The sequence below is a fragment of the Streptomyces sp. 8N114 genome (assembly GCF_052245835.1).
GTDB lineage: Bacteria > Actinomycetota > Actinomycetes > Streptomycetales > Streptomycetaceae > Streptomyces.
The window spans coordinates 1-2,726 of record NZ_JBQQBT010000055.1 but is presented as its reverse complement, the minus strand read 5'-3'; the positions used below and the strand labels follow the sequence as shown (position 1 = coordinate 2,726).

The following is a 2,726-nucleotide window of genomic DNA, read 5'->3' as shown; positions in this document are numbered from 1 at the left end:
GCCTTCCTGGGCGCCAGTGCATCCTCGTCCACGCAGGTCAACGCATCGCACGCCCATGCGCCGTGACCCTCTTGAAAACCGTAGAGGTGGCAACACCTCCGTGGGTTCAAATCCCACCGCCTCCGCAGCCTGAATGAAGGCCCAGCTCACGAAGGGGCACCACCGTGCAGGTGGTGCCCCTTCGCTGTGCGGGTGTCTCACCCTGTGCGCTGGTGTCTCGACTTTGATCAGGGTGTGTGGACCAGCCGTGGACCACGGTCACGGCGATTGTGAGGCCGGTGGGCTTCTTCCATGAGTGCGAGGCCGACGCCGTGTCCTCGCACGGTGGTGCGGGTCTGCACCTGGTGGAGGGTGCCCAGAGTCCTGCTGGTGTGACCGACAGTGACAGCGTCACGGATAGCGAGCCAGAACCCCGGACGGGATTACGGAGGCGGCGCGGAACCGGTCGCGAACCGGCGATCTGTTCCAGTGGGGCCCAGTGGGTTCTGTCCCATGTCCGCTGATCGAGGCTGCGAGGGCAGGAGTGAGCTCTGCGCCGGGGTGGCAGCTCCCGGCTTCCCGTCGGCCTCCTGGCCTCCCTTCCGCCGCAGGAAGCGCGCCACGGAGGTGTAGAAGCGGTCGGGGAGGAATACGGCGTCGGCGACGATCATGGCGGCGGAGAAGTACGGGAGTCCCATAAGTACCGCGATCCCCAGGTGCATGCCGAGGAGCATCGGGAGGAGGACGTACTTCAGTCTGCTGAACAACAGGCACGGGAAAGCTACTTGAAGCAGCACCGTCAGATATCCGGCGACAGCGATGAAGATCGTCTGACGGTCGACCATCTGCGACAGGGCGGGCCATGGCCGGAACAAGTCGATGTTGAGTGCGTAGTGGAGGGCGGTTCCGTCACCCCAGAAACTGCCCTGCACTTTGTAGAGCCCCGCGGCCCCGTAGAGGAGGCAGATCTGGGCCGCGATGACCAGCATCCCGCAGTTGTGGATGAGCGTCACCAGGTGTCGCCGCGTGGTCCCGAGTTGGTGCCGCACGCTGGCGATCTCCGCGGGTGCCGGAAGCCCCGCACTCGCCGCACTGGAATGGAGCCGGCGCCTGCGCGCGTCGAGGGACCACCGGCGTCCGCATGCGGTGAGGCAGAGGTAGAGGGACATGAGAAGGATCAGATTGTCTCCGCCGTCCGTCATGAAGATGGTCCGTGCGTGGAACGAGGCCACGATGACCGCGAAGGCGACGGAGACGGCCCTTGTTCGCCAGCCCAGCATGAAGAGCAGGGAGGTGACGATGGCCAGGGCGTAGCAGGTCTCGAAGTACAGGCGTCCCGGGTACAGAGTGAGGATGCTGGACCAGCCGGTCTGCACGAACAACTCGTTGGCGAGGGCAGGCGTCCACGGCGAACCGGGGCCCCAGATTTCGTCACGGTGCGGGAATTCCCGCAGGAGGAAGACGAAGTAGAGGAACCCATAGCCGATGCGCAGCGCCGCCGCGGCGTACAGGTAACCGGCCTGCTCGGTGAGGGCGACACGACAGGACCTCAGAGTGTCGAACGTTCGTTTCCTCGCGGTACCGGCGAGCTGTGCGGTGGTCTGCCGCCCACGGGGCGAGCTCGGGAGATTCGGGCGCTCAGTTCGCACGGGGGGTCACCTCCCACCAGGGCAGATGCCGGACCTCTTCACGAGGGGGTGTCGTTTGCTGAGGATTCCCTTCGGCTGCCGACGCGGCGATCGGACGGGTACGCACACGTAGCTGAACGCTCTGGAAGGGGCCCCGCCGATGCGCAGCGACCCGGTCCGCCGCGATGTTGCTCAGATACTCCTGCATCATTCGGGCCCGATCCGAATGGGGCTGATCGTTCCCGCCGTGTGTCTCGAGATAAGAAGTCCAAGCCCTGCGCAGGGTGTTCTGCGCAGTGTGGCTAGGAAAGACACTGTGCCTGACGGCTGCATCATCCAGGGCAGACAGATCGAACCAGTCACTGACCTGGCGGGTGCCGTTTCTCGTGGTATGCATGGTTCTCACCGAGATCTTCTGATTAAAAGATTCCGGGTTCGGGGCGAAGAGCTTCCAGTTCTGCTCGAACAAAGGGAAGATCCATGCGTTGATCCGATCCTGGAAACGCTTCGAAATGGTGCTGGGTGGTGCCACGTGCAGAAAGACGAAAAGCAGATGAATGAGGCATGTGGCCACGCACAGCGTGGCGGCGATGTCGATCACTCGTCGCAGCGGGCGGGAAAGTGGAGAACTCTCCCGTAGGCGCGGCGTTTCCCCGGTCGGTCTCGGTGTGCTTGCCCTTGCGTCATCGGTAGATACTTCATCGACCAGTCCGCTTTCCATTCCCTCACATCCAGTAGCTCGGAACTCTGCGCCGCCCGCTCAACTTCTCCCACCGATAACCCGGTGCGCCACCGGCTGAAGACCGGATCTACCGGTCCTGCTGTGCACGCTCGGACAAGATTTCCGTCCGGCTCCCGGTACGCGTATTCACGTAACGGTCAGTCGGCGGGTCGACCAGAACGTGGATTCTCACGCTGCCCGTCGGCAGGGCTCGGGCCCTTCACCGGCACGCTTGCCGTGTTCACACTTCTTGCCGTGGTGGTGGCCAGAAGGCTTGTGGTGCTCGCACTTGCCGTGGCTGTGGCCCTTGCAGGGCTTGTGGTGCTCGCACTTGCCGTGGCTGTGGCCCTTGCAGGGCTTGTGGTGCTCGCACTTGCCGTGGCTGTGGCCCTTGCAGG

The 2,726-nt window shown here is 64.1% G+C and carries 2 protein-coding genes; both read right to left on the bottom strand.

Annotation, left to right across the window (positions count from 1 at the left end; all coding sequences use genetic code 11):
* Nucleotides 1-422: 422 nt before the first annotated feature.
* On the bottom strand, nt 423-1,532 hold the full coding sequence (locus ACTWQF_RS36695) for an HTTM domain-containing protein (protein ID WP_443284113.1): 1,110 nt from the start codon (nt 1,530-1,532) through the stop codon (nt 423-425).
* 85 nt (nt 1,533-1,617) lie between these two features.
* Nucleotides 1,618-2,208 (bottom strand): DUF5819 family protein, encoded by a 591-nt coding sequence (locus tag ACTWQF_RS36690; RefSeq protein WP_443284112.1) that lies wholly within the window; start codon nt 2,206-2,208, stop codon nt 1,618-1,620.
* Between the last annotated feature and the right edge of the window lie 518 nt (nt 2,209-2,726).